At 73.0% G+C, this 26325-nt stretch carries 22 protein-coding genes; 9 read left to right on the top strand and 13 right to left on the bottom strand.

Annotated elements, in window-relative coordinates; all coding sequences use genetic code 11:
- Positions 1–198: 198 nt before the first annotated feature.
- Positions 199–1254: an S-adenosylmethionine:tRNA ribosyltransferase-isomerase gene (locus IEY73_RS04620; protein ID WP_229715492.1), complete on the bottom strand. Its 1056-nt coding sequence runs from the start codon at positions 1252–1254 to the stop codon at positions 199–201.
- On the bottom strand, positions 1251–1976 hold the full coding sequence (locus IEY73_RS04615) for an SDR family oxidoreductase (protein ID WP_189077692.1): 726 nt from the start codon (positions 1974–1976) through the stop codon (positions 1251–1253). Before IEY73_RS04615 ends, IEY73_RS04620 begins: the two co-directional genes overlap by 4 nt.
- A 124-nt stretch (positions 1977–2100) precedes the next feature.
- On the opposite strand from IEY73_RS04615, the gene IEY73_RS04610 reads away from it, so the two are divergent.
- Positions 2101–3267 carry a GAF domain-containing sensor histidine kinase gene (locus IEY73_RS04610; protein WP_229715491.1) on the top strand — a complete coding sequence of 389 codons (1167 nt, stop codon included), beginning with the start codon at positions 2101–2103 and terminating at the stop codon, positions 3265–3267.
- The gene (locus IEY73_RS04605) at positions 3254–3940 is read left to right on the top strand and encodes a response regulator (protein WP_229715489.1); all 687 of its coding nucleotides are present in this window, start codon (positions 3254–3256) and stop codon (positions 3938–3940) included. The genes IEY73_RS04610 and IEY73_RS04605 overlap by 14 nt, the downstream gene beginning before the upstream one ends.
- 51 nt (positions 3941–3991) lie before the next feature.
- On the opposite strand, the gene IEY73_RS04600 is transcribed toward IEY73_RS04605, so the two are convergent.
- Positions 3992–5134 carry an LCP family protein gene (locus IEY73_RS04600; RefSeq protein WP_189077690.1) on the bottom strand — a complete coding sequence of 381 codons (1143 nt, stop codon included), beginning with the start codon at positions 5132–5134 and terminating at the stop codon, positions 3992–3994.
- 336 nt (positions 5135–5470) lie between these two features.
- On the opposite strand from IEY73_RS04600, the gene IEY73_RS04595 reads away from it, so the two are divergent.
- The 6 genes from IEY73_RS04595 to IEY73_RS04570 all read left to right on the top strand — a co-directional run bounded on the left by IEY73_RS04595 (position 5471) and on the right by IEY73_RS04570 (position 11319).
- Positions 5471–6742: an MFS transporter gene (locus IEY73_RS04595; RefSeq protein ID WP_189077689.1), complete on the top strand. Its 1272-nt coding sequence runs from the start codon at positions 5471–5473 to the stop codon at positions 6740–6742.
- 91 nt (positions 6743–6833) lie between these two features.
- The gene (locus IEY73_RS04590; protein WP_189077688.1) at positions 6834–7070 is read left to right on the top strand and encodes a phosphopantetheine-binding protein; all 237 of its coding nucleotides are present in this window, start codon (positions 6834–6836) and stop codon (positions 7068–7070) included.
- Positions 7067–7852 carry a 2,3-dihydro-2,3-dihydroxybenzoate dehydrogenase gene (locus IEY73_RS04585; protein WP_229715488.1) on the top strand — a complete coding sequence of 262 codons (786 nt, stop codon included), beginning with the start codon at positions 7067–7069 and terminating at the stop codon, positions 7850–7852. The genes IEY73_RS04590 and IEY73_RS04585 overlap by 4 nt, the downstream gene beginning before the upstream one ends.
- A gap of 29 nt (positions 7853–7881) precedes the next feature.
- A complete protein-coding gene (locus tag IEY73_RS04580; RefSeq protein ID WP_189077687.1) occupies positions 7882–9057 on the top strand; it encodes an isochorismate synthase in 1176 nt (391 codons plus the stop codon).
- 2 nt (positions 9058–9059) lie between these two features.
- Complete coding sequence (locus IEY73_RS04575; protein WP_189077686.1) at positions 9060–10673, top strand: (2,3-dihydroxybenzoyl)adenylate synthase; 1614 nt, start codon at positions 9060–9062, stop codon at positions 10671–10673.
- Between the two features lie 4 nt (positions 10674–10677).
- Positions 10678–11319, top strand: a complete 642-nt coding sequence (locus tag IEY73_RS04570; protein ID WP_189077685.1) for an isochorismatase family protein — start codon at positions 10678–10680, stop codon at positions 11317–11319.
- Here IEY73_RS04570 and fes read toward each other — a convergent pair.
- Positions 11303–12577 carry an enterochelin esterase gene (fes, locus tag IEY73_RS04565; RefSeq protein ID WP_189077684.1) on the bottom strand — a complete coding sequence of 425 codons (1275 nt, stop codon included), beginning with the start codon at positions 12575–12577 and terminating at the stop codon, positions 11303–11305. The two genes, IEY73_RS04570 and fes, sit on opposite strands and share 17 nt — an antisense overlap.
- A 42-nt stretch (positions 12578–12619) precedes the next feature.
- Between fes and IEY73_RS04560 the strand changes: the two genes are divergently transcribed.
- Positions 12620–16435, top strand: a complete 3816-nt coding sequence (locus IEY73_RS04560; protein WP_189077683.1) for a non-ribosomal peptide synthetase — start codon at positions 12620–12622, stop codon at positions 16433–16435.
- A gap of 31 nt (positions 16436–16466) precedes the next feature.
- Here the strand turns inward: IEY73_RS04560 and IEY73_RS04555 are convergent, their stop codons facing one another.
- From IEY73_RS04555 to IEY73_RS04515, 9 genes are all read right to left on the bottom strand, one after another.
- A complete protein-coding gene (locus tag IEY73_RS04555) occupies positions 16467–17489 on the bottom strand; it encodes a FecCD family ABC transporter permease (RefSeq protein ID WP_189077849.1) in 1023 nt (340 codons plus the stop codon).
- A gap of 47 nt (positions 17490–17536) precedes the next feature.
- Positions 17537–18526 (bottom strand): FecCD family ABC transporter permease, encoded by a 990-nt coding sequence (locus IEY73_RS04550; RefSeq protein ID WP_229715487.1) that lies wholly within the window; start codon positions 18524–18526, stop codon positions 17537–17539.
- Positions 18523–19542: an iron-siderophore ABC transporter substrate-binding protein gene (locus tag IEY73_RS04545; RefSeq protein WP_189077681.1), complete on the bottom strand. Its 1020-nt coding sequence runs from the start codon at positions 19540–19542 to the stop codon at positions 18523–18525. Before IEY73_RS04545 ends, IEY73_RS04550 begins: the two co-directional genes overlap by 4 nt.
- Before the next feature lie 143 nt (positions 19543–19685).
- Positions 19686–20684, bottom strand: a complete 999-nt coding sequence (locus IEY73_RS04540; protein ID WP_189077680.1) for an ABC transporter substrate-binding protein — start codon at positions 20682–20684, stop codon at positions 19686–19688.
- A gap of 59 nt (positions 20685–20743) precedes the next feature.
- Positions 20744–21346, bottom strand: coding sequence for a GTP-binding protein (locus tag IEY73_RS04535; RefSeq protein WP_189077679.1), 603 nt, complete (start codon positions 21344–21346; stop codon positions 20744–20746).
- Positions 21330–21764 carry a DUF742 domain-containing protein gene (locus IEY73_RS04530; protein ID WP_189077678.1) on the bottom strand — a complete coding sequence of 145 codons (435 nt, stop codon included), beginning with the start codon at positions 21762–21764 and terminating at the stop codon, positions 21330–21332. The genes IEY73_RS04535 and IEY73_RS04530 overlap by 17 nt, the downstream gene beginning before the upstream one ends.
- A complete protein-coding gene (locus IEY73_RS04525; protein WP_189077677.1) occupies positions 21761–22186 on the bottom strand; it encodes a roadblock/LC7 domain-containing protein in 426 nt (141 codons plus the stop codon). The genes IEY73_RS04530 and IEY73_RS04525 overlap by 4 nt, the downstream gene beginning before the upstream one ends.
- 38 nt (positions 22187–22224) lie before the next feature.
- On the bottom strand, positions 22225–24612 hold the full coding sequence (locus tag IEY73_RS04520) for a sensor histidine kinase (protein ID WP_444543366.1): 2388 nt from the start codon (positions 24610–24612) through the stop codon (positions 22225–22227).
- A 375-nt stretch (positions 24613–24987) separates the two neighbouring features.
- Positions 24988–25947: an ABC transporter substrate-binding protein gene (locus IEY73_RS04515; RefSeq protein WP_189077675.1), complete on the bottom strand. Its 960-nt coding sequence runs from the start codon at positions 25945–25947 to the stop codon at positions 24988–24990.
- Positions 25948–26325: the final 378 nt, after the last annotated feature.

The raw sequence follows: 26325 nt of genomic DNA, 5'->3' as shown, positions 1-26325 counted from the left end.
TCGCCTCCGCTCCGCCGGCGCACCGACGCTGCCGCACGGCAGGGCGAGGCCGGAACTTTCGGTTACCTTCCGATGACGCCATCGCAACGTAGAGCCGTTCGTCGATGTCGTCAAGCGCGGACACCCCCGTTCACCGCCCGCGCCGTCGACATCGGACCATCGGCCTCGATACTCGGACATCCGGAAGTTTCGGCATCCTCAGCGGTGCCGACGGTCCGGCAGCAACAGGTGCACGTCGCCGAACTCGTGCCAGCGGTAGCGTTCCCGCAGCGCCGCCGCATAACCGGCGCGCAGCGCCGGCTCCCCCGCCACCGCGGTCAGCATCTGCAGATGCGAGGCGCGCGGCTCGTGCAGGCCGGTGAGCAGGCCGTCCACGCTGCGCACCGGCCGGTCGCCGCCGACCACCAGATCGGTCCATCCGCAAGCCGCGCGCACCCGCCCCGCGCTGTCCACCGCGGACTCCAGCGCCCGCACGACGGTGGTGCCGACCGCGATCACCCGTCCGCCGCGCTCCCGGACGTGCCCGATCAGGCCGGCGGTGGGCGCGCGCACCGCGAACCATTCCGGGTACGGCGGTTCGGACACCTCGGCCGAGGCGACGCCGGTGTGCAGGGTGATCGGCGCGACCGTGATCCCGCGCCCGGCGAGTTCGGCCAGCACCGCCGCGGTCAGCGGCCGGCCGGCGCTGGGCATCTCCGCGCTGCCCGGCTCGGTGGCGTACGCGTTCTGGTACGCCGACAGCGGCCAGTCCCGATCGGTATAGGAGTACCGGATCGGCCGCCCGTGCTCCGCCAGCAGGGCGACAAGCCCGCCCGGCACGTCCGCGGCGGCCACCCACAGCCGGGCGGTCTCCGGCCGCACCAGGGTGAGCGATCCGCGGGCCACCGCGAGACGCAGGCCCGCGCGGGCCGGTCCCCGTCCGGCCGGCCAGGGCGTGGTGCTTCCGCCGGCCGGGCGGCGCACCTCCACCAGCCAGGTGCCGTCCGGGCGGGCGGTGGAGACGTGCACGACCACCGGCGGCCCCTGCTCCGGGACGGCGTCCACGGCGGCCGGCACGGTGGCGGAGTTGTTCACCACCACCAGGTCGCCGTCCTCCAGCAGGCGCGGCAACTCGGTGAACCGGCGATGCTCGATCTCGTCGTCGCCGCGGCTCACCAGCAGCCGCACGTCGTCACGGCGGCCACCGTGCGCCTCGACCGGTTCCCGGGCGGCCAGTTCCGGCGGCAGGTCGAAGTCCAGCGCCGCGGCGGTCACCGGCTGGCCGTCTCGGCCGCCAGGTCGGCGGCCACGTACCGCCCGGACGGCGGACGGCGGTGCAGCAGGGCGAGCAGGCGCGGAACCACGGTCTCCGGCAACGGCCGGTCCGAGATGTCCTCGCCCGGAAACGCCTCCTGCTGCAGCCGGGTGCGCAGATCCCCCGGATCGACCGACCAGAACCGCAGCGCCGGATCCTCCTTCGCGAACACCGCGCTCGCGTGGTCCAGGGCGGCCTTTGCGGCACCGTAACCGCCCCATCCCGGGTACGCCTCGACCGCCGCGTCGGAGCTGACGTTGAGCACCGCGCCAGCCGGCGCGCGCCGAAGCTGCGGCAGCAGCAACTGGGTCAGCGCGATCGGCGCCAGCACGTTGACCTCGAAGGTCTCCAGCAGCGCCGGCAGCGGGAAATCGGACAGCGGCGGGGGTGGGCTCCCGCCGAGCGTGGAGGCGTTGTTCACCAGCAGGTCGGCGCCCCCGAACCGATCGGCCGCGGCGGCCAGCGCGACCCGGTGGGCGTCGTCCACCACGTCCCCGGCGAGGACCGCGACGGCGGTCAGCGGTTCCAGACCGGCGGCCGTCGCGGCCAGGTCGGCGGCGGTACGCGCGTCGACCACCAGGCGCCAGCCGGTGCGGGCGAGCCCGGCGGCCAGGGCGGCGCCCAGACCACGGGACGCGCCGGTGACGACGGCGACCGGCGCCTTGTCGAAGATTTCAGTCATGTCCGGAACACTGCCGCGCGCTTCGCTGCGGCGAATCCGGCTGCGGCACGGTCCACGGACGGACCTTGGTCCTAGGACCGCTGACCGACGCGGGGCGCCGGACGGCGCGGATATCGTGTCTGACGTGACCACTGCCGCCGGTCAGCCCGGCCGCGACGAGCTGCGCACCGCGCGCCGGCTGTCCGATGCCGTGCTGGCGGTGAACGGCCGGGTCACCGTCCCGGAGGTGTTGCAGACCATCGTCGACACGGCCCGGGAGCTGGCCGGCGCCGAATACGCGGCGCTGGGCGTGCCGGACGGCGCCGGATCGTTCGCCCAGTTCCTGGTCTCCGGCATGACCCAGGGGCAGCAGGACGCCCTCGGGCCGCTGCCCCGCCAGCACGGATTCCTGGCGTTGATGCTGCGGGAGCCGGCCGCCCAACGGGTCGCCGACATCCGCGCCGACCCGCGGTTCCGGTGGTGGCCCGAGGAGCATCCGACGTTGCGGGCCTTCCTCGGCGTGCCGATCCTGACCGGCACGGACATCCTCGGCGCGCTGTACCTGGCCAACAAGGCGGGCGGGTTCACCGAGGCGGACGAGGAACTCGTGGGCGTGCTGGCCGCGCACGCCGCGATCGCGTTGACCCATGCCCGGCTGGCCGCGCGCAACCGCGAGCTGACCATCGCCGAGGAACGCGCCCGCATCGCGCACGACCTGCACGACGCGGTGGCCCAGCGGCTGTTCGGGCTGCGGCTGACCGTGCAGGCGACCGGCATGCTGCTGGACCGCGATCCGGCCGCGGCACGGGCACGGCTGTCCGAAGTGGCCACGCTGGCCCGCGAGGCGAGCGAGGAGTTGCAGGCGGCCGTGCTGGAACTGCGACCGGCCGGCATCGGCGACGGCGCGCTGCCCGCGGCGCTGCAGGCCCAGGTGCGGGCGCTGGACCGGGCCTGCCGGGCCTCCGGCGGGCCGCGGTTGAGCTACACCGGCGACGGGCCGCTCACGCTGCCGCCGGCGCATCAGGCGGTGGTGCTGCGGGTGGCCCAGGAGGCGCTGCACAACGCGGTCCGGCACGCGCGGGCGCACACCGTACGCGTACGTCTGATGCCGCACGGCCGCGGCGGCGCGCTGCTGGAGGTGTCCGACGACGGCGCCGGATTCGACGTCGGCGCGGCGCTTGCCGCACGGGGCAGCCTGGGCCTGCGGTCGATGCGGGAGCGTGCCTGCTCGGTGCGCGGCACCGCGACGGTCCGATCCGGGCCGGACACCGGCACGGTGGTGCGTCTGGAGGTGCCCGGTGTCCGCGGCTGATCCGCTCGGGCCGGCGATCCGGGTGCTCATCGTCGACGACCATCCGGCGGTGCGCCGCGGGCTGCGCACCTTCCTGGAGCTCACCGACGACATCGACGTCACCGGCGAGGCCGCGGACGGCGCTTCGGCGTTGGAGTTGATCACACAGACCGCGCCCGACGTGGTGTTGCTGGACATGGTGCTGCCCGGCACCGACGGCATGGCCGTGCTGCGCGAGGTGCGCCGCCGCGACCTGCCGGTGCGGGTCCTGGTGGTCACCAGCTTCACCGATCCGGGCCGCGTCCTGCCGGCCGTGCGGGCCGGGGCGCACGGCTACCTGTCCAAGGACGTCGACCCGCAGGCGCTGGCCGCCGCGGTGCGCTCGGTGCACGCCGGTCATCTGCTGCTGGAACCGCAGACGGCCGCATCGATGCTGAGCGAGCCCGGCACGCGCGCGGATGCCGGGCCGCCGCTGACCGCCCGGGAGCGCGACGTGCTGGCGCTCCTCGCCGACGGCCGGTCCAACCGCGAGATCGCGCGGATGCTCGTGGTCTCCGAGAAGACCGTCAAGACACACGTGTCCAGCATCCTGCTCAAGCTGGGCGTGTCCGACCGGACCCAGGCCGCGCTGCACGCCGTGCGGGCTCACATGGCCGTGCCCGGCACCGGGGGTGACACCGCCGGAACGCCGTAGCCGTCGGCCCGGCGTCTCGGGGCTCGGCCGGCGTCTCGGGGCTCGGCCGGCTCAGACCGAGGAGTTCAGGTATTCCGGGTTCTGCAGCAGGAAGTCCGGGATGCGGTCGTTGCGCACCGCGGCGAAGAAGTCGGTGGAGCTCGCCTCCAACTGTTCGCCCTGATATCTGCCGTTCTCGATGATGCCGCCGCCGGTCAGCTTGACCAGCATCATGTCCTGCGAGCCGATGCCCTTCAGGGCCAGCCCCCAGTCCACCACCGAATGCCCGCCGCCGTCGAAGATCAGCGACTTACCCGCCGCCTTGAGCACCTTGTCCAGCTTGATCGGGTTGGTCACCACGTCCTTGCTCAGCGCCTGCGCCGCCATCGCCTTGATGAACTGCTGCTGGTGACGTTGCCGGTCGTAGTCGCTCTTCGGCAGGCCGTACCGCTGACGCACGTAGTCCAGCGCCTCCCAGCCCTCCAGGTGGTAGGTGCCCTTCTTGTATTCCTTCTGCGGCCCGATGTACGGGTGGTCGCATCCGGACTGTGGGCGCTGACAGGCCGCCGACTTGGGGCGGTGCTTGCCGTCCGGCCGCAGGTGCTCGGACTTGACGTTCTGGTCGATGGTCATGGTGACGCCACCCATGGCGTCCACGATCTGCTTGAAGCCGCCGAAGTTCACGATCGCGCCGGCGTCGAACTTCTTGATGCCGGTGAGCTGCGACACGGTCTTGGCCAGCAGCTCGAAGCCCTGCGTCACATCATGTTTGCCGTTGCCCACCGAACTGCCCGCGGCCATCGCCGCGTTGATCTTCGTGCGCTGGCCCTGGAAGCCGGTCTTGGCGAACGGCGGGATGTCCACCACCAGGTCGCGCGGAATGGAGAACACGTACGCCTGATCCATGGCCGCGGAGATGTGCACCACGATGATCGAGTCCGACCGGGGCGCCTGAGTGTCGTCGCGCGGGTCGATGCCGGCCAGCAGAATGTTCAGCGGTCCCTCGATGTCGCTCTGCCCCTGCGAGGCCGCGCCGCCGTCCCCGAACAGGTTCTGCGTGGACACCGCCCCGGCGTACCGGGCGACGAGCACCTGGCTGCTGATCAGCGCGCCGCCGCTGAGCACCATGAGAACGCAGCCGCTGATGGCGCACAGCGTCGCCCACAGCGGAACGTGGCGCCGCGCGGCCGCCCTTCTCCTGCTGCTCTTCGCCATCGATACCCCACATTCAGTCTCGTCGGTTCCTCCGCGGGTCCGAGAGCCTAGCCGACCCACCTTCAAGATCGCCGAGTCCCGTCCCGATCTCCGTTTCCGTTTCTACGGCCGCTACCGTGCGTAGAGATCGCCATGGTGATCCGGGTCACTCGGGGCCAACTGAGATCGCCAACCACCATGGCATGCCAACGCCACCCGGTGATCGCGAAGCCGCCCTGGAACGCCCGCGCCGGGCCCCGGCGGTGGCCGGGATCACCGGGCGGGGCACCCCGGCCGCGACGGCGGGTGTCGTGGAGCAAGCTCGACAGCGTTCCCGTTGCCACGTGAGGTGGATCCGTGCCCGACACACCCGCGGCAGGTGCCGTCGCACCGCGCAGATTCGCCGCCCTGCGCAACCGGGACAGCCGCCCATACCTGTTCGGCGCGGCGCTGGCGATGATGGCCGACAACATCGAACACGTCATCACGTACTGGGTGCTGTGGCAGAAGTTCCACTCCCCCGCACTGGCCGGGTTCGAGGTGCTCAGCCACTGGCTGCCGTTTCTGCTGTTCTCGGTGTACTTCGGCGCCCTGGCAGACCGATTCGACTGCCGGCGCGTGATTCAGGTCGCCCAGGGCCTGTTCATGCTGGTCTCGGTGAGCTGGGGCGTCCTGTTCGCCACCGGCGGCCTGCAGATCTGGCACGCCTGCGTACTGCTGGTGCTGCACGGCCTGGCCGGTTCGCTGTGGGGCCCGGCGGAACAGTTGATGCTGCACGACTTCGTGGGTGACCGGGAACTGCCGAGCGCGGTGCGCCTGAACGCGACGTTCCGCAGCCTGGGCGTGCTGTTCGGTCCGGTGGTCGGCTCCGCGCTGCTGCTCGGCCTGGGCGCGAAGGCGGGCATCTTCGTCAACGTCGCGTTCTTCCTGCCGCTGACGCTGTTCCTGTTCCGCACCCGGTTCAGCGGCCACAGCCGCGACCATGACCGGGGCGTGCGCCGGCCCCGCATGGGCATCGTGCAGACGGTCCGCGTGCTGCGCACCGTGCGGGCCAACCGGACGCTGGTCAGCATGATCGTGCTGGGCGGCCTGGGGTCCTTCTTCGTCGGCGCCTCCATGCAGTCGTCGATGCCGATCTTCGCGCAGGACCTGGGCGCGGGCAGCGCCGGCACGGCGTACGGCGTCCTGCTGTTCGCCAACGGCGCGGGCGGCGTGGTCGGCGGCATCCTGCTGGAGGCGACCGGCCGGGTCCCGCCCAGCGTGCCGGCGGCGATGATCAGCACCGCGGTGTACGGCGTGAGCACCCTCCTGTTCGCGCTGACCGGCAGCTATCCACTGGCGGTGCTGCTGCTCGTGGTCGGCGGCGTGGCGAACCTGGCCTCGATGTCGATCGGGCAGACCGTGGTGCAACTGCACGCTGCGCCGGCCGACCGGGGCCGGGTGATCGGCGTGTACGGCATGTCGGCCAACGGCCTGCGGTTCGGCAGCGGCATCACGGTCGGGTTGTTCGGTGCGGTGGTCGGCATCCACTGGTCGCTGGGCTTGAGCGCGGCGGCCCTGTGCGTGGGCACCGCGCTGGCCGCGGTGGCCGTTCGCGCCGGGCACCGGTCCGACCGGGTCCACGACTGACGCCCGTTCGGATGGCGCATCGACCCGCGGCCTCCCCTTCCCTTCGCTCGTTGGTAGGTTAGCCTAGCCTTATTGCGAAGGGAGTCGATTGATGACCGATTCGTTCACCGACCGCCTGCGTCGTGATGTCGCCGAGATCCTGGGCGAGGACGCCGACAGCCTGTCCGACGACGAGAACCTCGTCGACCGCGGACTCGACTCGATCCGCATCCTGACGTTGTCCACCCGCTGGCGTGAGTCCGGAGTGGACACCGGCTTCCTGGACCTGGCCGACGAACCCACCATCGCGGCCTGGTCCACGCTGGCGAGCGAGGACCACCACCGGTGACCGGCAGCGGCCTGGGCAGCGCCGCCTTGGTCACCGGTGCTGCCCTGGTCACCGGCGCCGGCCAGGGGATCGGGCGCTCGGTCGCCGGCGCGCTGGCCGCCGAGGGCGTCCGGGTGGCGGCCGTGGACCGGGTGGCCGGCGGGGTGCGGCGGCTCGCCGCCGAGCACGACGGCGTCGTCGCGTACGTCGCGGACGTCACCTCGGCGGACCGGATGGAGGCGGTGGTCGCCGAGGCCGAGGCCGAACTGGGCGCGATCGGTTTACTGGCCAACGTGGCCGGCGTGCTGCGCACCGGCGACGTGGCGGGATACCGCGACGACGACTGGGCGGAGACCTTCGCGGTCAACACCACCGGCGTCTTCCACGCCAGTCGCGCGGTGGCCCGCCGGATGATCCCGCGCCGGCACGGCGTCATCGTCACGGTGTCGTCCAATGCCGCCGGTGTGCCCCGCGCGGGCATGGCGGCGTACGCCGCGTCGAAGGCCGCCGCCACGTTGTTCACCAAGTGCCTCGGTCTGGAGCTGGCGCCGTACGGCATCCGCTGCAACGTGGTGGCGCCCGGCTCCACCGACACGCCGATGCAACGGGCGCTGTGGACCGGTGACGATCCCGGACCGGTGATCGCCGGCGACCCGGCCGCCTTCCGCACCGGCATCCCGCTGGGCCGCATCGCCTCCCCGGAGGACGTCGCGGACGCGGTCCTCTTCCTGGCCTCGCCGCGGGCCCGGCACATCACCATGCACGACCTGTACGTCGACGGCGGCGCGACGCTGCGCGCCTGACCGAGTACACGGTGAAGGGAGAAACATCCGTGACGCTCGCCTGTCCCGCAATCGACGGCGTCGAACTGCTGTCCGCCTACCGTCCCGGCCTGTCGTCCGTGTTCGCCTCGCCCAGCGGCACCCTGCTGGCCGAGGGCGCCGAGGCGGAGGTGTCCGGCGGCGTCCACGGCATGCTGCCCGACCAGGTCGAGGCGATGCTGACCGGCGCCGGCCCCGGCGCCCGCGCGGTCGTCGGGGCGATCCCGTTCGCGCCCGACGCACCCGCCCGGCTGGTCCTGCCGCGCCTGCTGCGCCGCGGCACCGCGCCACCGGCCGGGGCTGCGGTGCCGACCGCCCGGCCCGCTCCCGCCCGCGCGGGCGGCGCGCCCCCGTGCGACGACGACGGCTATCTGGAAGCCGTGGCCCGCGCGGTGCGCGACATCCGGGCCGGCCGGTACACCAAGGTGGTGCTGGCCCGCGCGCTGCGGCTGGCGGCGCCCGGCTTCGACCCGGCGCCGGTGGTGCGGGCGCTGGCCGCGGGCGCCTCCGGCAGCTACACCTTCGGCATCGACGTGGGCGGCGGGCAGACCCTGTTCGGGGCCAGCCCGGAGTTGCTGGTGGCGCGCCGCGGCCGGTACGCCGTCGCGCACCCGCTGGCCGGTTCCGCACCGCGCAGCACCGACCCGGCGGAGGATGCGCATCGCGCCGCCGCCTTGCTGTCGTCGGCCAAGGACCGGCACGAGCACGCCTTCGTCAGCGAGGCGGTGGCCGACGGGCTGCGGCCGTTCTGCCGTGCGCTGCGGGTGCCCGTCGAGCCGACGCTGACCGCCACGCCCACCATGTGGCACCTCGGTTCCCGCATCACCGGCGAGATCACCGACCCGGACGTGTCGGCGCTGCGCCTGGCCACCGCGCTGCATCCGACGCCCGCGGTGTGCGGCAGCCCGCCGGGCGCCGCACGGCGGGCGATCGCCGAGCTGGAACCGTTCGACCGCGGCTTCTACGCCGGCATGGTCGGCTGGTGCGACGCCGCGGGCGACGGCGAGTGGGCGGTCACCATCCGGTGCGCCACGGCCGGGCCGGAGGGTCTGCGGGTCTACGCCGGCGCCGGCATCGTCACCGGCTCCGATCCGCACGCCGAACTCACCGAGACCACCGCCAAGCTGGGCACCATGCTCGCCGCCCTCGGGCCGGCCGACCGGGCCCTGACAACCCGGGGAGCCTGACGATGTGGCCGCAGGAATTCGCCGCCCGTTACCGCGAGCGTGGTTACTGGACCGGGCAGACCTTCGACGATCTGCTGGCCGAGCGCGCCCGGACGTTCGCCGACCGGGTCGCCGTGGTCGACGGGGACCGCCGGATCACGTACCGGCAATGGCGCGAGCGCGCCCTGCGGCTCGCCGCCGGGCTGTACGACCTCGGCGTGCGCCCGGGTGACCGGGTGGTGGTGCAGTTGCCGAACGTCGCCGAGTTCTTCGACGTGGTGTTCGCCCTGTTCCGGCTCGGCGCGCTGCCGGTCTTCGCGCTGCCCGCGCACCGGGCCGCCGAGATCGGGTATTTCTGCGCGCACACCGAGGCGGTCGCCTTCGTCACCACCGACGTGCACGGCGGCTTCGACCACCGTTCGCTGGCCGCGGTCACCGGCCGGGCCACCGTGATCGTGGCCGGTGAGCCGGGCGGGCACACCGCGCTGGCCGACCTCTACGACCGGGGCGACGTGGACCGCCTTCCGGCCGGCCCGCGCGCCGGGGAGCTGGCCTTCCTGCAGTTGTCCGGCGGCAGCACCGGGCTGCCCAAGCTCATCCCCCGCACCCACGACGACTATCTCTACAGCGTGCGGGCCAGCGCCGAGATCTGCGCGCTGAACGCCGGCAGCGTCTATCTGGTGACGCTGCCGGTGGCGCACAACTTCCCGATGTCCTCCCCCGGTGTGCTGGGCGCCCTGCACGCCGGGGCCCGCATCGTGCTCTCCCCCTCGCCCGACCCGGCAGTGGCGTTCCCGCTCGTGGCGCGCGAGGGCGTCACCATCACCGCGTTGGTGCCACCGCTGGCGCTGGTGTGGCTGGAGGCGGCGCAACGCGCCGAAACCCCGGATCTGTCCAGCCTCCAGGTGGTGCAGGTGGGCGGCGCCAAGCTGGCGCCCGCGGTGGCGCAGCGGGTGCGACCGGTGCTCGGATGCCGTCTGCAACAGGTCTTCGGCATGGCCGAAGGGCTTGTCAACTACACCCGGCTGGACGACGCCGACGATCGGGTATGGCACACCCAGGGCCGGCCGATCTGTCCGGACGACGAGATCCGCGTGGTGGACGACGACGACGTGGAGGTGCCGGACCAGACGGTGGGGCATCTGCTGACCCGCGGCCCGTACACGATCCGCGGCTACTGGCGCGCCGCGGAGCACAACCGGGTGGCGTTCACCGCCGACGGCTTCTATCGCACCGGCGATCTGGTGCGCCGGCTGGACGGCGGATACCTGGTGGTGGAGGGCCGGGCCAAGGACCAGATCAACCGCGGCGGCGAGAAGATCGCCGCCGAGGAGGTGGAGAACCACCTGCTGACCCACCCCGCGGTGCACGACGCCGCGGTGGTCGCGGTGCCCGACCCCTACCTGGGCGAGCGGTCCTGCGCGTTCCTGGTGTGCCGTGCCGGGCAGCAACCGCCCACGCTCGGCCAGGTGCGGTCCCATCTGCGCGATCGCGGCCTGGCCGGGTACAAGGTCCCGGACCTGGTGCGTGTGGTGGACGCCTTCCCGGTCACCGGGGTGGGCAAGACCAGCCGCCGCGACCTGCGCGCGGCGCTTCGAGACCTGGCCGCGGCGCCTGCCGCCGACCGGAGAGGATGATCCGATGCTGCCCCGCATCACCCCGTATCACCTGCCCACCGGCTACACCCGCGCGAGCGGGAAGGTGGCGTGGCGGCTGGAGCCCGCGCGCGCCGCGTTGCTGGTGCACGACATGCAGAACTACTTCCTGGCACCGTTCGGCACCGCCGACCGCAGCCTGCTGGGCCGGGTCGTGGACACCATCGCCACGCTGCGCGCGCACGCGGAGCGCTGCGGCATGCCGGTGATCTTCTCGGCGCAGCCCGGCGGGCAGAGCCGCGACGAACGCGGTCTGCTGCAGGACTTCTGGGGGGACGGGCCGCCGGACGACGCGCAGCAACTGGCCATCGTGGACGCGTTGCGGCCGGGGCCGGCGGACGTGGTGCTCACCAAACGGCGATACAGCGCCTTCGTCGGCACCCCGCTGGCCGAGGTGCTGGGCGGGCGGGATCAACTCGTGATCACCGGCGTGTACGCGCACATCGGCGTGCTCGCCACCGCGCTGGACGCCTTCATGCGCGGCGTTCAACCGTTCGTGGTCGCCGACGCGATAGCCGACTTCAGCCCGGCGCACCATGCCGATGCGCTGCGTCACGTCGCCACCCGGTGCGGGGTGGCCGCGTCCGCCGCGGAACTCACCGAGGACCTGCTCACCCCGGTGCGGTGACCGGGGTGAGCAACCCGGCCAGCGCGTCGCCGAAGCGGGCACGCCAGCAGACCCGGTCGTGCCCGCCGGCGAACTCGGCGTACGTCAGGTCGTATCCGCGCCCGGTCAGCGCGTCCCGCAGCCGCCGGTTGGGGTCCAGCGCCACCCACTCGTCCAGGCCCGCCTCCAGGTGCCAGCGCACCGGCCGGCGGGCGGCCCCGGACACCGTGCGGGTGAACCTTTCGGCGTCTCCCGGCAGGTTGCTGGGCCACCAGAACGCCCCGGACTGGCTCAGCACGTTGCCGAACCGTTCCGGGGCGCAGAAGGCGGCGAACGCCGCGGCCAGGCCGCCCAGGCTCTGCCCGGCCACCACGGTCCGGGCCGGGTCGCCGGTCACCCGCAGCCCGGCGGCGGCGTGCTCGATGAGGTCACCGCGCAGGAAGGCGGCGAAGCCGGGATGGCAGGCGTACTCGGTGAACCGGGTGGTCCGGCCCGCGCTGTCCGGCATGAGGGCGACCACCGGCGGGATCCGGCCCGCCGCTATCAGGTTGTCCAGCATCGGCGCGACGGGCGTCACCGTGCCCCATATGTCGCCGTCCAGCAGCACCAGCAGCGGGTACCGGCCCGCGTCGCGGCGGTCCCCCGGTGGACGGTACCGCCACACCCGGCGCGGGCCGCCGGCCGGAGCTCCGGGCACCTCGACCACGTCGACGCGCCCGGCCGGCACCGCGGGGTCGGGCAGCCACCAGCGCGGACGCGCGGCCGCCGCGGGCGCGGTGGCCACCGACTTGTGCGGCGGTCGTTCCTGCGGCAGCGTCACCGGGTTGAGCGGGTCGGCAACCACCCGGGCGGCGACCCGCCGCCAGTGCGCCGGATCCTGCGCGGTGCCGGCGGAATCCGGCGCCGCGAGGTCTTCGTCCGGCGCGAACTGGTAGCTGCCCTGCCAGTCCGGCCGCACCCGGTAGGTCAGGTGCCACAGGTCGGTGCCGGGCATCCGGCGCATCCGGGACGCGCCCAGGTCGTGGCGATCGGCGAGCTTGTTGACCAGCACGAGCACGTCGCGCGTGGGTCGTCGTTGCCGCCACAGGAACGTCAGCAGGATGGCGTCACCGTCCGATTCGACGAGGGGGGCGCCGTCGCGGCCGATCCGCGCCCAGAAGTCCGCCACCGCCCCCGGACCCGCCTCGCGCAACTGCTCGATGCGCGGGCTGACCGCGACCGGCGGCGGCCACGGGCGCGGCACGCGGGGCGGAACCGAGGTCGGCGGCACAGCGGGCATCTCATTGACCCTTTCAGACGGTTTGCTTAGGCTACCCTAACTATGAATGCCGATCGCCGTCCGCTCACCGCAGCGCAGCAGGCACTGTGGATCGCCCAGTCCCTCGATCCGCACAACCCCACCTACCTGTGCGCCCATCGCGTCGACCTCGACGGTCCACTCGACACCGACCGGCTGCTCGCCGCGATCACCGAGGTCGTCGCGCAGACCGAGGTGTTGCACACCGGGTTCGCCACCGACGGCGACCAGGTCTGGCGCGTCCCGCAGCCGGCCCCGCCGGTGGAACTGATCGACCTGGCCGACGAGACCGCGGTGGCCCGATGGATCGACGCCGACCTGAGCGTCGCGCCGCCGCTGTCCGGCGCTGCGCTGAGCCGCCAGGCGCTGCTGCGCACCGGCCCCGGCCGGACCGTCTGGTACGTGCGGGCGCACCACCTGCTGCTGGACGGCTACGCCTTCTCGATGGTCACCGAGCGGGTGATCGCGACCTACCTGGCGAAGGGGCGCGGCGAAGCCGCCGCCCCTGCCGCGTTCCGGCCGCTGGACGCGCTGCTGGACGACGAGCGGGCCTATCAGTCCGCGGGGCGCGCCGCGGCGGATCGCGAGTTCTGGCGGGACCGGCTGGCCGGCGCGCCGGAGCCCGCCCGGCTGGCCGACCGGTCCGCGGCACCGGCCCACCGGCGCGCCCAGCGGCGGACCGACCTGCCGGCGGACGCCGGGAACGCCATCCGGGCCGCGGCCGACCGCCTCGGCGCCACCTGGGCCGAGGTGGCGTTCGCGGTCACCGCGCTGTACCTGCACCGGATCACCGGGGCCACGGATCTGACTCTCGGCATGCCGGTGGCCGGCCGGCTCGGCACCGTGGCGGCCCGCATCCCGTCCAGCGTGGTCAACGTGCTGCCGCTGCGGCTGGCCGTGCCGCCGCGGACCACCGTGCGCACCCTGGTCGCCGGCGTGCAGCGGGAGTTGCGCTCGGCGCTGCGCCACCAGCGATACCGCTACGAGTGGCTGCAACGGGACCTGGGCCTGGTCGGCACCGGCCGGCGATTGTTCGGCCCGCAGGTCAACGTGAAGCCGTTCCGCCGCGTGCTGGACCTGGGCGACGGCGTGACGGCACGCGTGCACTACCTGGCCACCGGGCCGGTCGAGGACATCGAGATCACCGTCGGGACCGACACCGGCACCGGGGCGATGGACCTGACCGTGGACGCCAACCCCCTGGTGTACGACGATGTGGCGCTGGACGGGCACTTCGCGCGCCTGCGGGTGCTGCTCACCCGCTTCGCCGACCTCCACCCGGACACCCCGGTCGCCGAGGTGGAGGTACTCACCGGCACCGAACGCGACCTGGTCCTGCACCGGTGGAACGACACCGCGCATCCGGTGCTCGACCGCACCCTCACCGACCTGCTGGAGCAGCAGGCCGCGCGGACGCCGGACGCGATCGCGGTACGCGCGGAGGGCGCCGAACTCACGTACGCGCACCTGCACGAGCGGGCCGACCGGCTGGCCCGCTGGCTGACCGCGCGCGGCGCCCGCCCCGGCGCGCTGGTGGCGGTCGCCCTGCCCCGCGGCGTGGACCTGATGGTCGCCCTTCTCGGCGTGCTCAAGTCGGGCGCCGCCTACCTTCCCCTGGACCTGTCCTATCCGGCGCAGCGGCGCGAGTTCATGGTGGGCGACGCGCGTCCGGTGCAGGTGCTGGACGCGCTGCCCGATCTGCGGGAGGTGCCGGACGTCGCGACCGTCGCGGCGGGACCGGGCGACGCCGCCTATGCGATCTACACCTCCGGTTCCACCGGGCGGCCCAAGGGCGTGTTGGTGCCGCACCGCGCCATCGTGAACCGCCTGCTGTGGATGCAGGACCGGTACCGGCTCACCGCCGCCGACCGCGTGCTGCAGAAGACGCCGTCCGGCTTCGACGTCAGCGTCTGGGAGTTCTTCTGGCCGCTGCTCACCGGCGCGACCCTGGTGACCGCGGAGCCTCAGGGGCACAAGGATCCCGCCTATCTCGCCGACCTGATCGCCCGCGAAGGGATCGGAACCGTCCACTTCGTACCGTCGATGCTGCGGGTGTTCCTAGCCGAACCGAGCGCCGCACGCACCGCCGGCGTGCTGCGGCGCGTCATCTGCAGCGGCGAGGAACTGCCCGAGGACCTGGCCCGCGAGTTCCACCGGGTGGTCGGCGCGCGGTTGCACAACCTCTACGGGCCGACCGAGGCCGCGGTCGACGTCACCGCCTGGGAGTGCGCGCCGGGCGATCCACCCGGTCCGGTGCCGATCGGCCGCCCGGTCTGGAACACCCGGATCTACCTGCTCGATCCCGGCGGCCGGCCGGTCCCGCCGGGCGTCGCCGGCGAGCTGCACATCGCCGGGATCCAGGTCGCCAGCGGCTATCTGCGCCGGCCGGAACTGACTGCGGAACGCTTCGTCGCCGATCCGTGGGGCGGCCCCGGCGATCGGATGTACCGCACCGGCGACCTCGCGCGGTGGCGGCCGGACGGTGCGATCGAGTTCCTCGGCCGGATGGACGGGCAGGTCAAGATCCGTGGCTTCCGGGTGGAGCTGGGCGAGATCGAGGCGGTGCTCGCCGGTCACCCCCGGGTGCGGCGCGCGGCGGTGGCCCTGGCCGGCGGGCGGATCTGCGCGTACGTGGTGGGCGAGCTCGAACCCGAGCATTGCCGCGCGTACCTGAGCACCATGCTGCCCGAGCACATGGTGCCGGCGGCCGTCGTGGCGCTGGACGACCTGCCGCTCACCCCGAGCGGCAAACTGGACCGGCGGGCGTTGCCCGCGCCCGCGCCACGGACCTCCGGGGCGGCGCCGCGCACCCCGGCGCAGGCGGCGATCGCCGGGCTGGTCGCCCAGGTGCTCGGCGTCGCGCCGCCGGGGCCGGACGACAACTTCTTCGACCTCGGTGGGCATTCGCTGCTGGCCGCCACGCTGGTGCGGCGGATCCGGGAGGAGCTCGGCACGTCGCTGCCGCTGGCCGCGGTCTTCGCCGCGCCCACCCCCGCCGGGCTGGCCGCCCGCCTGCACACCGCGCGGCAGGGCGGGGACGCCGAGCGGGAGGGCGACGAGGCGCTGGGCGTTCTGCTGCCGTTGCGCCCGGCGCCGGACGGCCCGGCGCTGTTCTGCGTGCACCCGGCCGGCGGCCTGTCCTGGTGCTACGCCGGGCTACTGCCACACCTGCACCCGTCCGTGGCGGTGTACGGCATCCAGGCGCCGGGACTCACCGGACGCCCGGCCGGGCGGTCACTCGCCGAGACCGCCCGCGACTATGCGCGGCGGATTCGCGAGGCGCGGCCCCGCGGTCCGTACGCGCTGGCGGGCTGGTCGGTCGGCGGTGTGCTGGCGCACGCGGTCGCGGTCGAGTTGCGCGCCGCCGGGGAACGGGTCGTCGCGCTCGCGCTGCTCGACGCGTATCCCGCAGACCAGTGGCGCGACCTGCCCACACCGACCCGCACCGACGCGCTGCGGGCCGTGCTGCACATGGCCGGGCGGGATGAGTCCGCTGTGGACGGTACCGTGAGCACCGCGGCGGTCCTCGACGTGCTGCGGCATGACCACAGCCCGATGGCGGCGCTCGGCGAGTCGGTGCTCGCGGCCATCCCGGACGTGGTGGTGGACAACGCCCGGATGATGCGCGAGCACCGGCACCGCCGCTATGACGGGGACGCGGTGCTGTACGTGGCGGGCGCGCCGCGCAGCGAGCACTGGCTCGATCCCGGCGGCTGGCGGCCGTACCTGGGCGGCACACTCACCGTGCGGCGGCTGGACTGCACCCACCCCGGCATGATGGGACCGATCGCGCTGGACTTCATCGGCCGTGACCTTTCCCGGCTGCTGGTCACCGGCTGAGCGCACGCGGGTGGCGAGGCGCGGCGCCCGGTCACCAGCGGGCGCCGCGCCGCCGGGCGGCCAGCAACCAGACCAGATAGACCCCGCCGAGCGCGCCGGTGAACACCCCCACCGGGAGCGCCACCGGGGCGAACAACCGCTGCGCGGCCAGGTCCGCCAGCGCCAGCAGGGCCGCCCCGGTCAGCCCGGAGACGGCCAGGTTCGCGTCCGGGGAGCCGGTCATCCGGCGGGCGAGCTGCGGTGCCGCCAGCGCCACGAACGGCACCGGACCCGCGGAGGCGGTGGCCACCGCGGTCAGCAGGACGGCCACCGCCAGCAGCGTCCGGCGCACCCGTTCAACCGGCACTCCGAGCGCGCCGGCCATGTCGTCGCCCAGGCCGAGCACGCCCAGCGGCCGGGACAGCGCGAGCGCGCCCGGCACGCCCACCGCGACGATCACGCCCACCGGCACGGCGTGCTCCCAGCCGCGCCCGTTGAGGCTGCCGGTCAGCCACACCGCCGCCTGCATCGCGTCGCCGAGCCGCGCCCGGGTCATCAGGTAACCGTTCACCGAGGCGAGCACGGCGCTGACGCCGATGCCCACGAGGATGAGCTGATGCGGCCGGACCACCCCGTGCTGCCGGGCGAGCAGGTAGACCAGGGCGGCCACGAGCAGGCCGCCGCCGACCGCGCCACCCGCGATGACCGCGCTGCCGCCGCCCAGCAGCAGCACTCCGATCAGCGCGCCGGTGGCCGAGCCGGTGGTGAAGCCGATGATGTCCGGACTGCCCAGCGGATTACGCGCCACGCTTTGGAACACCGCGCCGGAGACCCCGAAGGCAGCTCCGACGAACAGCGCGGTCAGCACCCGCGGCAGCCGCAGGTCGTACACGGCGAACTCGGCCGCCCGGTCGCCGTGGCCGGCGAGCGTCCGCAGCACCTCCGGCACGCTCAGCGGATAGGCGCCCACGGCCAGGCTGACCACGATGGTGATGGCGGCGACCGCGCACACCGCCAGCGCGACGGCCGCCGTGCGCGGCGCCACCCGCACCGCGACCGCCCCGGCGCGCAGCACCGGGGCGGGCCGGGCCCGCCGGACCGGGTCCGTGGTGGCGCCGGTGCTCACAGCCGGGCCACCCGCATCCGCCGCACGATGACGATGAACAGCGGCGCGCCGACCAGCGCGGTGACCACGCCGGTCTCCAGTTCGCCGGGCCGGCCCAGCAGGCGGCCGGCGACGTCGGCGGTCAGCAGCAGCGCCGGCGCCAGCAGCGCCGAGTAGGCCATCACCCAGCGCTCGTCCGGGCCGGTGAACGCGCGGGCGGCGTGCGGAACGGCGAGGCCGACGAAGCCGATCGGCCCGGCCGCGGCGGTCCCGCCGGCGCTCAACGGCACCGCCGCCGCGGCGGCGCCCCCGCGGATCAACGCCGGCCGGGCGCCCAGCGCGCGGCCCTGGTCGTCGCCGAGCGCGACGGCGTTCAGCCCCGGGCCGAGGGTGGCGGCGATCAGCAGCCCGGCCGCGAGGAACGGGCCGATCGCAGCGAGCGCGCCCGCGCCGCGGTCGGCGAGGGCGCCCACCGCCCAGAACCGGAACCGGTCGAAGGCGCTGGAGTCGAACAGCACGATCGCCGACGTGTAGCCGGTCAGCGCCGCCGCCACCGCGGTGCCCGCCACCGCCAGCCGGGCCGGTGACGCGCCCGCCCGGCCGCCGCTGCCGAGCAGATAGACCAGGGCGAACGAGGCGCCCGCGCCGGCCAGGGCGAACCAGACGTACGCGCCGGGGGCGGTCAGCCCGAGCAGGCTCGTCGCGGTGACCACGGCCGCCGCCGCGCCCGCGTTGACTCCCAGGATGCCCGGCTCGGCCAGCGGGTTGCGGGTGAGCGCCTGCATCAGGCACCCGGCTACGCCGAGGGCCGCGCCCACCGCGATGCCCAGCAGTGTGCGCGGCAGGCGCAGGTCCCGCACGGCGACCGCGTCCGGGCTGGCGTCGTAGGCGGTGAGCGCCGCCCAGACGTGGTCGAGCGGCACCGGCCGCGCGCCCAGCGCCACGCTCGCGACGGCCGCCGCCAGCAGCACCAGCAGCGCGGCGAGCAGGCCCGCTGCCCGGGTCACGCGGAGGGTTCGGCCATCGCGTCGGCGACCGCCTGCAGGATCACGGTGGCGGCCAGCGGCCCGCCCGCGCTGGCCCACGCGGAACCGTCCACCGGCACCACGTGGTCGTTGCGGTAGGCGGTCAGCTCGGTGAATCCGGGCGTCCGGACCGCGTCCGAGGTGAGCGCCTTCTCGCTGGCCGCGACGCCCGCGGCGGCGCCGGCGTTGCCACCCTGCGGGTTGGTCGGGCCGCCGAGCGTGCCGAAGAACATCCAGTCGGCGTCCAACTGGTCCAGGTTCTCCCGGCTGACCGGCTGGGAGTGGCCCTCGCCCTCGCGGTCCTGTGCGGGCGGGCGGCGCAGGCCCAGGTCGGCGACGATCGTGCTGGGCGTCAGCTCGCGCAGCAGCACCGACGGCTGGCCGCTGCCCCACCGCACGATGCTCACCGTGTCGTCGGCGTGCTCACCGAGTTTCCCCTTCACCTCGGCGACCTGACTGTCATAGCCGGCGAGCACCTGGTCCGCCTCGGCGGTGCGGCCGAGCACCTCGCCGAGGGCGGTGAAGGCGGTTCGCCAGTCCGCTGCGGTCTTGCTCACGTAGACGGTCGGGGCGATGTCGGCGAGCTTGCCCAGCACCGCGTCGTCCGCGGAGACGGTGCCGTCGGTGAGGATGAGGTCGGGCTTGCGGGCCAGGATCTGCTCGATGTCCGGCCCGGCGACGGTGGCCACGACCGGGATGCCGGTGGCCTGGTCGGCCAGATACGCCGGGGGGCCGCCCTGCCCGCGCCCGCTGGTCGTGCCGACCACGTCGGCGCCGAGCGCCAGCGCGCCGTCCAGGGTCGGCTCGCTGAGGGTGATGATGCGGCGCGGGTCGGCGGGCACCTCGACCGACGCGCCCTTTCCATCGGTCACCGTGCGGCTGGCGTCGTCCGCCGGCGCGGGGTCGTCGTCCGGCCCGGAGGTGCAGGCGGCAAGGGTGAGCGCCAGCGCGGCGCCGGCCACCGCGGCCACGGCTCGACGTCCGGTACGCGAAATCACCAGGTTCCTCCCTCGTCGGTCGGCGTCGCCGAACGGCCGCGGGCACGGCCGGTCGGTCCGGCGCGAGCGGCGACCCGCCCGCGCAGCAATGAGGTTAGCCTAACCTCACCTCCGGCGGGCGGGTGGTCCCGGTGTCCGCCGTCCTATTTGGCCGGCATCCACTTCTGCCAGGTCTCGGCGTGCGCGTCCAGCCACTTCTTGGCCGCCTCGTCGCGCGACATCTTCGACACCGTGATGTCCCGGGCGACCGCGTTCTGATCGTCGTTGGTCCAGGTGAAGTTCTTGATCAGCGTGGCCGCCGGGGACCCGGAGTCGACGAACGCCTTCCGCCCGATCTTGTCCAGGTCGTACGGCTGGTAGTCGCAGGCCACCGTCTTCGGGTCGGCGTCACAGCCGGGCTTGTAGAGCGGCAGCGGAATGTGCACCAGGTCGATCTCGGACAGCAGCCACTGCGGCTCGTAGAAGTAGCCGATCACCGGCTTGTGATTCTCCTCCGCCTTGCGGAACGCGTCGATGAGCGCGTCCTCGCTGCCCGCGTAGACCACGGTGTAATTCAGCTTCAGATTCTTGATCAGCGCCGCGTCGTTGGTCACGAACGACGGGTCGCCGGCGAGGAACTGGCCCTTCGAACCGGACTTCGCGGTGCGGAACAGGTGGGCGTACTCGTTGAGGTTCTTCCACTTCACGATGTCCGGGTGGGCCTTCGCCATCCACGGCGGGACGTACCACCCGATGACGCCCTTGTTGCCGGTGAGGCCGAGCTCGACGGCCACCTTCTGGTCGTCGATGTACTTCTTCTTCAGGTCGTCGTGGCCCCAGTTCTCCAGGATGGTGTCCACGTCGCCGCTGGCCAGGCCCTCCCAGGACGCGTCCTCGGTGAGGTCCTTCTCGACCACCTTGCAGCCCAGTTCCTGGCGCAGCAGGTAACTGACCACCGCGACGTTCGCCTCGTACCCCACCCAGGGGTTCACCGCGATCGTCACGCTGCCGCACGGCGCCGGGTCCACGCCGGGCGGCGGGATGATCGCCGCGGAGCTGTCGCCGCACGCGGCCAGGGCGGCCACGCCCAGCAGGGCCAGCGCCGCGCGCCAGCGCCGTCGCGGCGACCGGTGTGCCGCAGGCCGCCGGGTCCGTGCTCGCATGGGTTCGCGCTCCTCTCCGTGGCCGCGATGCGCGGCTCCTCCTGCCTTTGCGGGGCGGCTCACGACGCCGACCCCGCCCGTTCCCGGCTCAGCCGCTTGGCGAGCACCTCCTCGGTGAGCGCGACAAGCACGTCCTTCACCGACTCCCGGTACCGCGCATCGCATTCCACGATGGGCACGTCCACGTCGATGCCCAGCGCGTCGCGGACCTCGTCGAGGTCGAAGCGGCGGGCCCGGTCAAAGTTGTTCACGCCGACCAGGAACGGAATCTCATGCTCCTCGAAATAGTCGATAGCCGCGAAGCAGTCCTCGATGCGCCGGGTGTCCAGCAGCACGATGGCGCCGAGCGCGCCGTCGACCAGGTCGTCCCAGAGGAAGGCGAAGCGGTCCTGCCCGGGGGTGCCGAACAGGTACAGCAGCAGCGCATCCTCCAGGGTGATGCGGCCGAAGTCGAGCGCCACCGTGGTGGTGGTCTTGCCGGTGACGGCCGTGGTGTCGTCGACACCGATCGACCGCTCGGTCATCTCGGCCTCGGTCACCAGCGGCTCGATCTCCGAAATGGCGCCGACGAAGGTGGTCTTGCCGACGCCGAAGCCACCGCTGATGACAATCTTGACGGCGACCGGCCCCGGTGCGGCCGGCTCACTAGAGCGCCCGAACACGATCCCGGATCCTTTCGATCAAAGAGATGGGAAGCTCGCCGAGCTGGTCCTCGACGCGCAGATAGCCGTCGGTCACCAGGTCGGCGACGATCACCCGGACCACGCCCAGGGGCGCGCGGATGGCGACCGAGATGTCGGCGATGGACATCGGCGACTGGCACAGCTCGACGATGCGCCGTGACTCAAACCGCAGCGGCGCCGACAACGCAGCCGGCGCCGCGCGCAGCAGGGTCTCGATCCGCAGCCCGTCGTGCAACGGACGGGTACGCCCCCCGGTGAGCATGAACGGGCGTACCACGAGCTCGTCTCCGGAGTCCGCGGCCGACGAGGCGGTCGGCTCCGGCTCGCGACGTGGTGGTTCACCGGTCCCCGCATACGGAATCATGCGCGGGTCCGGCCCCCACGGCGGCTGGCTCATCGCGGTAGGTGTTGCCGCGACTCGGAGATCAGCGCCGGGGTGAGCAGGCCGCCGAAGCGGTCGGTCAGCAACGACATCTCGTAGCCGACCAGCCCGACATCACTGTCGCCGCCGGCGACCACCCCCAGGCAACTGCCGCCCGCGATGACCGAGACCATCAGGAATCCCCGGCGCATCTCGATCATGATCAGCTTCAGGCCGTCGAAGTCGTACCGGCGCGACGCGCTGCGCGCCACGCTGGCCATGCTGGAGACGATGACCGCCAGGTGATCCGCCTCGGCGCGGTTCAGCCCGTCCGACGCCGCGATCAGCAGGCCGTCCGAGGAGACGGCGACGGCGTCGCGGACACCATCGGTCTGGTGCACGAAGTTGCCCAGCAGCCAGTTGAACTGGTGCCGGTCGGCCGACGTTTCAACGCTCATGGGAACTTCTTTCGCGATCACTGCGGGGGTAAGGGCGGTCACGACGGATCGGCGGGCTGGGTGCTGCCCCGCCGCGCGCCGTCGCGGAAGGCGGTCAGGCGGGAGCGCACCGCGTCCGGCGAGTCGCTGACCGGCGTGGCGCGTTCGGTGGTGGCCGAGGCGGTCGCGGCGGCGGGCGTCTTCTTGCGGGCGCGGGGGCTGCGCTTGCGCAGCCCGTTGGTGGTGCGCTCGGCGTCGTCGTCGGTGGCCGGCGCGAAGGTGTACAGATCCATGCCCAGCGCCGAGGGCGCCTTCGCCGCCTCGTACGGCGACAGCGTGCCGTCCGGCTGGCCGGCGCCGCTGGTCGGCCGGAGGGCGGGCGCGCCGGGCACGGTCACGTACTCCACCGAGGTGGGCCGCAGCCGACCGTCCGATGTGGTCGACTGCGCCGGCGGGGCGGAGGCCGGCGGCAACGTCAGCACCTGCGTCTCGGCCGGATCCGGCGAGTCCAGGGCGCGCGGCGCCTGCGCGGCGCGCGACCCGACGCCGTCCGGCGGTGCGGCGGGCGTGGCGGAGACCGCCTGCGGAGCCGCCAGCATGGTCGGCGGCAGCACGATGCGCGCCGTCACACCGGTGACCGGCGACTGGGTCAGTTGCACCTCGATGCCCATCTCGACGGCGAGCCGGCCGACCACGTAATGGCCGAGGAACCGGGCGGGCGCCGAGATGAAGTCGCCCTCGCCGCGCAGGCGCTTGTTCGCCTCGGCCATGTCCGTGGCGCTCATGCCGATACCCTGGTCGGTGACGGCAATCAGATAGTTCTCGCCGATCATCCGGCCCTGGATCTCCACGTCCGCGTCCGGCGGTGAGAAGGCCAGGCCGTTCTCCACCAGTTCGGCCAGCATGTGGGCGATGCCGCTGACCACCGCGCCGGAGACCAGGGCCTCGTCCACGCGGCGCAGCGTCACCCGGCGGTACTCCTCGACCTCCGAGACGGCGGCCCGGATCACGTCGGCGATCGGCAGCGGCTCGGACCACTGCCGCGGGCTGGCCGCGCCGACCAGCACCAGCAGGCTTTCCGCGTTCCGCCGCATGCGGGTGGCCAGGTGGTCCAGCTCGAACAGGTTGGCCAGGCCGGTGGGGTCGGACTCCTCCCGCTCCAGCCGGGTGATGAAGCCCAGTTGCCGGCGCAGCAGATTCTGGTTGCGCCGGCCCAGGTTCGCCAGCGACTCGGTGGTGCTGTGCCGCAGCCGGGCCTGCTCGGTCGCCAGCGTGTACGCGGTGGCCTGCACCAGTTCGAACGCGTCGGCGACCTGGCGGATCTCGTCGCTCGCCCCGGCCGGCACCAGCACCGTCGGTTGTGGAGCGTCCTCGTCGCCGGCGGTGGCCCGGCGCACCGCTTCGGGGAGCTGCTCGCCGGCCAGACGGTTGGCCTCGTCCGCCAGGGTGGCCAGCGGCGCGGCGATCGACCGGGACGCGACGGCGGCCAGGTAGATCGAGCCGGCGAAGCACAGCAGCACCGCCCCGAGCAGCACGCCCAGGCGTACGGTCGCCTGATCCTGCAGGTCCGCGGCGCGAGCCTGGATGACCGAGCCGACATGTTGTTCCAGCGTCAGCATGTCGTCCAGCACGGTGGTCAGCGCCGACCACCAGGACTGCGGGTTCACCTGGAGGTAGCGCCCGTCGCCGGCGCCCAGCGCGACCTGCTCGAAGGAGGTCGCCTCGCGGGCCGCGCCGGTGTCCAGCACGTATGTCAGCGCATCCCGCTCGGTGGCGGTGGCGTAACGGCCGAACGAGGCGAGGGCCGCGTCCTTGGTGGATCGCATGGTGACGAACTGCAGGAACTCACCGCCGCGGAAGCCGCTGGCGGAGAAGACGCCGTTGAGGAAGGCCCGTTCCTGGGCAGTGGCCTCCTTCGCGTCGCCGAGTGCTTCCAGGGTGGCGACACCGCGGCGCAGGCTGGTGTCGGTCGAGCTGTCCAGCCCGAAGTCGACGTGGCTCAGGTCCGCGATGCGGTCGGTGTAGTAGGTGAAGGTCGGCGCACGCCCGGCGGCACCGGTGTCGGTGCCGGCGCGCACCCCGGCCAGCCCGTCGAGTTTGCGCACGGCGGTGGAGACGCGGTCCTCGACCTGTCCACCGGAGGCGATCAGGTCCTCGACCTTGGCACGCTGATCGTCGACGCGCTTGCGGGCGGGCGCCAGTTCGCCGCGGAACCCGACGTTGCCGCCCAGCAGGCCCGCGGTGAGACCACGTTCGGTCTGCAGTTCCTGCACGAGATCCTGCACGGCGAGGTCGAGCGTGACCGCGCGCGAGGTCTCCGAGGCGTTGCGATAGTCGTCGATCTCGATGACGGCGATGACGGCCAGCAGCACGACGACCACGGCCACCGGCAGCGCCAGCGTCCGCACGATCCGGCGACGGATGGTGCCGCCGGAGCCGGACGTCATGGCACGCGGAATGTTCATCGGCCGGCCTCCCCGGGTGCGCGGCCGACCCCGGCAGTGATCATGTCGGTGACCGGACAGCCTTGTACGGACACGCGATCCTCTCCTCTGTCCAAATGACTGCCACGCGTCCGCCGCGGCGAACGTCGATCGACCCGGTGACCGTGTCCGGACCGAGGCACGCGCGCAAAGCGATACGTCACGCGCGGATCGGGGAAGCGGCCGTGGAGATGACGGTGCGGAGGACATGCGGGCTAGGGGGTGGTTTCGGGGTGCGGGGGTGGGCGTCCGTGCGGATGGTCCGGACGCCCGGCCGGCCCCTCGCCGGGCGGCGTGCGCCGCGGCGAGGGGGTCCGGCGAGCGGGATGCGCCGGCGCATCAGCTATCGGCGGGGATCCATTCCTTCCACGTCGACTCGTGGTCGTTGACCCACTTCTCCGCGGCCTGGTCGGCGCTCATGCCCTGATTGGCGATGTAGTCCGAGACCAGGTTCTGGTCGTCGTTGGTCCAGTGGAAATTCTTGATCATCTGGTAGGCGGCGCCGCCGTTGTCGGCGAACTTCTTGCTCACGATCTTGTCGAGGTCGTACTCGGGGTAGTCGCAGGCGACCTTCTTCGGGTCGGCGTCGCAGCCGTCGGTGTAGGCGGGCAGCTTCACCCGGACGTACTTCTCCTTGGAGAACAGCCACTGCGGCTCGTAGAAGTAGAACAGCAGGGGCTTCTTCTGCGCGGTGGCCTGCTGCGCGGCCTTGATGATCGCGGCCTCGCTGCCGGAGTAGACCACCTTGTAGTTCAGCTTGAGGTTGGAGACCAGCGCCTCGTCGTTGGTGACATACGACGGGTCGCCGTCGAGCAACTGGCCCTTGTCCCCCGACTCGGAGGTCTTGAACAGATCGGCGTACTTGTTCAGGTTCTTCCAGTCGGTGATGTCCGGGTACTTCTCGGCCATCCACTGCGGCACATACCAGCCGATGACGCCCTTGTTGCCGGTGGAGCCGGCGGACACCGCGACCTTCTTCTCGTCGATGTAGGTCTTCTTCAGGTCCGGGTGTCCCCAGTTCTCCAGGACCGCGTCGACCTCACCGGTCTCGAAGCCCTGCCAGGAGATCTCCTCCTTGAGGTTCTTCTTGTTGACGGTGTAGCCCATCTTCTTGTCGAGCAGGTAGCCGACCACGGCGGCGTCGGCTTCGTATCCGACCCAGGGGTTCACGGCGAGGTTGACCGTCCCCTTGGAATCCCCCGAGCTCGTGTCGTCTCCGGCGTCTGACTTCACGCCGCCACAACCCGCCAGAGACAGGCTGACGACGGCCGCCAGAGCGACGTACGGCCGGTACTTCATGATGCGCTTCCTCCAGGGGGTGGATGTCGAATGATCGGGCGCTACTACGCCCGATCGTGATCACGAACGGTCCGGTGCGACTGGTGCACAAGGCTGGGAGCGTGGCGTACGCGCGAATTCGCGCGCCCTGCGGAACGCCGGGCGCGCCGCTGTCCGGCACGACCTCCGGCGTCCCTTGTGGAGCATGAACAGCCGGTCTCGCCGTCGTGGACGAGAGTCGCGCCATGGCCACGCGCCACCGAGGTCTCCAGTGCTCCACTCCTGCCTTGAATGCACCGTCGAGACGCGCCGCCACGCGAGTCTGATCGCTGGGAAACGGGATTCGCTTCCCGCACCGCCGCAATAGGATCATCGGTCGATTCGCACCTGTCAACACTG

Origin of the sequence: Mangrovihabitans endophyticus, assembly GCF_014646155.1 — a bacterium.
GTDB classification, from domain to species: domain Bacteria; phylum Actinomycetota; class Actinomycetes; order Mycobacteriales; family Micromonosporaceae; genus Actinoplanes; species Actinoplanes endophyticus.
This window is presented reverse-complemented; position numbering and strand designations above follow the sequence as displayed.

Excerpts from the sequence above, each read along its gene's own strand:
- IEY73_RS04570 (WP_189077685.1), top strand. The coding sequence starts at position 10,678 with ATGCTGCCCCGCATCACCCCGTATCACCTGCCCACCGGCTACACCCGC.
- fes (WP_189077684.1), bottom strand. The coding sequence starts at position 12,577 with ATGCCCGCTGTGCCGCCGACCTCGGTTCCGCCCCGCGTGCCGCGCCCG.
- IEY73_RS04520 (WP_444543366.1), bottom strand. The coding sequence starts at position 24,612 with ATGACGTCCGGCTCCGGCGGCACCATCCGTCGCCGGATCGTGCGGACG.
- IEY73_RS04575 (WP_189077686.1), top strand. The coding sequence starts at position 9,060 with ATGTGGCCGCAGGAATTCGCCGCCCGTTACCGCGAGCGTGGTTACTGG.
- IEY73_RS04600 (WP_189077690.1), bottom strand. The coding sequence starts at position 5,134 with ATGGCGAAGAGCAGCAGGAGAAGGGCGGCCGCGCGGCGCCACGTTCCG.
- IEY73_RS04530 (WP_189077678.1), bottom strand. The coding sequence starts at position 21,764 with ATGAGCCAGCCGCCGTGGGGGCCGGACCCGCGCATGATTCCGTATGCG.
- IEY73_RS04515 (WP_189077675.1), bottom strand. The coding sequence starts at position 25,947 with ATGAAGTACCGGCCGTACGTCGCTCTGGCGGCCGTCGTCAGCCTGTCT.
- IEY73_RS04590 (WP_189077688.1), top strand. The coding sequence starts at position 6,834 with ATGACCGATTCGTTCACCGACCGCCTGCGTCGTGATGTCGCCGAGATC.
- IEY73_RS04540 (WP_189077680.1), bottom strand. The coding sequence starts at position 20,684 with ATGCGAGCACGGACCCGGCGGCCTGCGGCACACCGGTCGCCGCGACGG.
- IEY73_RS04560 (WP_189077683.1), top strand. The coding sequence starts at position 12,620 with ATGAATGCCGATCGCCGTCCGCTCACCGCAGCGCAGCAGGCACTGTGG.
- IEY73_RS04525 (WP_189077677.1), bottom strand. The coding sequence starts at position 22,186 with ATGAGCGTTGAAACGTCGGCCGACCGGCACCAGTTCAACTGGCTGCTG.
- IEY73_RS04615 (WP_189077692.1), bottom strand. The coding sequence starts at position 1,976 with ATGACTGAAATCTTCGACAAGGCGCCGGTCGCCGTCGTCACCGGCGCG.